The sequence below is a fragment of the Candidatus Binatia bacterium genome (assembly GCA_035631035.1).
Classification (GTDB): domain Bacteria; phylum Eisenbacteria; class RBG-16-71-46; order SZUA-252; family SZUA-252; genus DASQJL01.
Genome location: DASQJL010000109.1, coordinates 1 through 3,299, shown reverse-complemented (window position 1 = coordinate 3,299; position 3,299 = coordinate 1). Strand labels below are relative to the sequence as shown.

Genomic DNA, 3,299 nt, shown 5'->3' with positions numbered 1-3,299 from the left:
CGTTATGCGGCACGTTGTATCCGGCCGCATGGAGGAGCGTGCGCGCCACCACGTCGGCGCCGGAGCTGAGACCCGGAAGTCCCTTCCAGTCGAGCTTGACGAGCCACTTCTGCCCGGCGGCGTCCCGGATCTGGAACCCGGCGCTCGCCCCCCCGTGCTTGGGGTGGGTGACCGTCCACGGCTTCTCCGGGAGCAGCGCGGAGTCCGGACCCTGCATCAGCTCGCCCACCGGGATCGCGCGCAGGTGGTTTCGATTCGTGAACCAGGTGGAATTGGGCACTTCGTCGAAAGCGTTCACGTTGACCGCCTCGCGACGGGTCCGGGCGCCCAGGACGTTGGCCAGGCCGAGGAGCTTGTCGGGAACGTCGAACGCGTGGGAGATCGGCTGACAGAAGCCCTCGTGGAGGAGATCCGCGTAGAACGACCGCTCCCCATCCGGGGGCCGTCGGACGGGCTGGCCGTCATGATCGACCCAGGTGCTGTCCGTGACGGGCTGCCCGGTGACGCAGGCGGCCGGGGTCATGAGTCCCAGGGCGAGCGCGATGCAGCATGTTCCGGCCCCGAGCCTGAGCCAGCGTCGAACCATCACGAGATCGTACACCACGCCATCATTCGCGAGGACTTTGCAAGTACCGCTCGATCGCCCGCGCGAAGCGGGCCGGCGCTTCCGGATGGTGGGACAGGAACATCAAGGGCTCGAAGATCTCCAGCTCCATCAAGAGAAAGCTTCCGTCCCGTACGACGCCGTCGACCCGCGCATAGACCGTCGGCGCGGGCGCGTGCTGGATGCAGCGACGCGCCTGGGCCACCAGCTCCTCGCTCACCTGGACGTTCTCGTCCGTGCCGCCGAATTGAAATTGAACGCGGTAGTCGCCGTCCTGGGGACGTTTGCACACCGCGTGACTGAAGACCCCGTCGAAGAAGAGCAGCGAGAGCTCGCCGCCGCTCTGGATCTCGGGCAGGAAGGGCTGCACCAGCACACCCCGGTCCTCGAGCGTCCTGGCGATGTCGGCGGCGTGGCGGCCGATCTCCTCGAGGCGGAAGCGGAGGATGCGATAGCCGCCGCCGGCGATGGTCGGCTTGACCACGACCTCATTCCACCCGCGGGCGCGCGCCAGGGCGGCGATGTCGGCGCGGTCTCCTCGCGCCATGCAGAGCGTGGGCACGACCGCGACGCCGGCCCGCGCGAGATCCTGCAAGTACCCCTTGTCGAAATTCCACTCGAGAATCTCGCGCGGGTTGCAGAGGAGCGCGTTCTGGGCGATCCGCGCGTCGAGCCAGGCGCGAAACTCGGCGACGCGCTCGAAATAGTCCCACGGCGAGCGCATGACCAGGGCATCGAACGAGGTCCAATCGATGCTCGCATCGCTCCACACGGCCGGCACCGAGGCGATGCCGACGTCCGCGAGGGCCTCCACCAGCAGGCGGTCGTCCTCGTAGAGGTCGGCAAAGGCCGCACTGGTCACGAGCGCGACGGGCTTGCGCCCTTGGCGCATGGCGGTTCGCGAATTCATCGGGCCGTCACCCGATCGGGCGCGAGGTCGCCCGGAGCCCGGCAGCCCAGGAGCGCCAGCGTCCTGTCGAATTCATCGCCAAGGATCTGCAGCGCCCTCGCCGCTCCGGCCGTGCCGCCGGCGGCGAGCCCATAGGCGAGGGCGCGACCCAGGAGGACTCCCTCGGCACCCAGGGCCAGGGCCTTCGCGATATCGCCGCCACGACGGACGCCACCATCCACCAGGATCGCGGCGCGACCGCCGATCTCGCGGACCACTTCGGGTAGGGCGTCCATCCCGCTGATGGCGCTGTCCAGCTGGCGGCCTCCGTGGTTGGAGAGAATGACTCCGTCGACGCCGCACTCCACGGCCAGCGCCGCGTCGTCCGCCCGGAGAACGCCCTTGAGAAGGAGCTTCCCCTTCCAGAGATCCCGGAAGCGCCGGAGGTCGTCCCAGCAGAGGGACGGATCGAACATCTTCGACGGCAGGAAGGCGGCGGCGCTCCGGCCCTTCCCGATCCCGCGCTCGACCACGGCGAAGCGCGGCCGGTGGGCCGCGACGGTCATGAGCCACCGCGGATGCATCAGGATGTCGAGCTTGCTCCCCAGCGTGAGCCGGGCATCGGGCCGGAGGCCGGAGCGGAGGTCCCGCTCCCGCTTTCCCGAGACCGGAAAATCGCTGGTGATGATGAGCGCCTCGAAGCCCGCTTCCGCCGCGCGCCGGATCAGGCCCTCGCTCACGGCCCGCTCCGGAAACACGTAGCACTGAAACCAGAGCCGCCCCGGCGCCGCTCGCGCGACCTCCTCCAGGGAATCCATGGAGCTGGTGGAGAGGGCGAAGGGAATGCCGGCGTCCGCCGCCGCGCGGGCCAGCGCGAGATCGCCGTGATGCCGGACCAGACCGAGCAGCCCCACGGGAGCCGCCACCACGGGCAGGGCCGATGGCGCCCCGAGGATCGAAGCGCCCACGCTTCGCCCCGAAACGCCCACCAGCGTCCGGGGACGAAACCGAAGCCGCTCGAAGGAGCGGCGGTTGGCGTCGAGCGCCGACTCGTCCTCGGCGCCTCCGTCTAGAAAATCGAACACAAAACGCGGGACACGCTTTCGCGCAAGCCCGCGCAGATCCTCGATGTTGATCGCCTGGCCGATATTCATGATCGCGACGCCCGCCCCATGGCGGGGAGGAGCGGGCTACCCTTCATGACCGGCCCACTTCAGCACGCGCAGGGCGCGCAGGGTGTTCCACCGGCTGGGCCTGCCTTCCACGTCGTCGATCTCGACCGGCATGACGCCGGGATATCTCGCCTCCACGGCCCATCGGCCGTCGGCGTCGCGCTTCGACGCCACGAGCTCGATCGCCTCGGCCACCCGCTCGTCGGGAGTCACGCCTGCCTGGCGGAGGTACTCGAGTCCCCGGAAAACGTCATAGTGCCACCACGTCGGGAAGGCGAAGCGCGTCCAGTCGGCGCCGCCCTTGCGATCTCGATCGATGAGCTCGCCCGTCGACCGCCGGCGCAAGAGGCGCCGCTCGAGCAGGTACTCCTGACCGCGGAGCCGCGCCGGGGTCACGTCCGGGCCGCTCCCGGCCGCCCGTTCGTGTTCGAGCAGGCCCTCGAGCACGCAGATCGTGGTGTTGAACGACGAGCGCGTGGACCCGTTTTCGGCCTCGCAGTTCCAGCCGCCGTCGGGCAGCTGCTCGCCGAGCAGCCTGCCGATGAGGCCGCGCACGTCCTGGCCGAAGTAGGCTCCGCTCGCCGCCACCTGTCCGTTGATGCAGGGCTCCACCTCGCCGGCGAAGAAGGGATGG

Annotated in this window: 4 protein-coding genes; all 4 read right to left on the bottom strand. The window is 69.6% G+C overall.

Annotated features, from left to right (window positions below; translation table 11 throughout):
- Positions 1–586, bottom strand: a 586-nt coding sequence (locus VE326_11635; protein HYJ33862.1) for a hypothetical protein, incomplete at its 3' end; no start/stop codon positions are given.
- 22 nt (positions 587–608) lie between these two features.
- Positions 609–1,514, bottom strand: coding sequence for a hypothetical protein (locus tag VE326_11630; GenBank protein HYJ33861.1), 906 nt, complete (start codon positions 1,512–1,514; stop codon positions 609–611).
- Positions 1,511–2,647 carry an alpha-hydroxy acid oxidase gene (locus tag VE326_11625; GenBank protein ID HYJ33860.1) on the bottom strand — a complete coding sequence of 379 codons (1,137 nt, stop codon included), beginning with the start codon at positions 2,645–2,647 and terminating at the stop codon, positions 1,511–1,513. The genes VE326_11630 and VE326_11625 overlap by 4 nt, the downstream gene beginning before the upstream one ends.
- Positions 2,648–2,683: 36 nt before the next feature.
- The coding region (locus tag VE326_11620; GenBank protein HYJ33859.1) for a hypothetical protein at positions 2,684–3,299 on the bottom strand (616 nt) is incomplete at its 5' end.

Excerpts from the sequence above, each read along its gene's own strand:
- VE326_11625 (HYJ33860.1), bottom strand. The coding sequence starts at position 2,647 with ATGAATATCGGCCAGGCGATCAACATCGAGGATCTGCGCGGGCTTGCG.
- VE326_11630 (HYJ33861.1), bottom strand. The coding sequence starts at position 1,514 with ATGAATTCGCGAACCGCCATGCGCCAAGGGCGCAAGCCCGTCGCGCTC.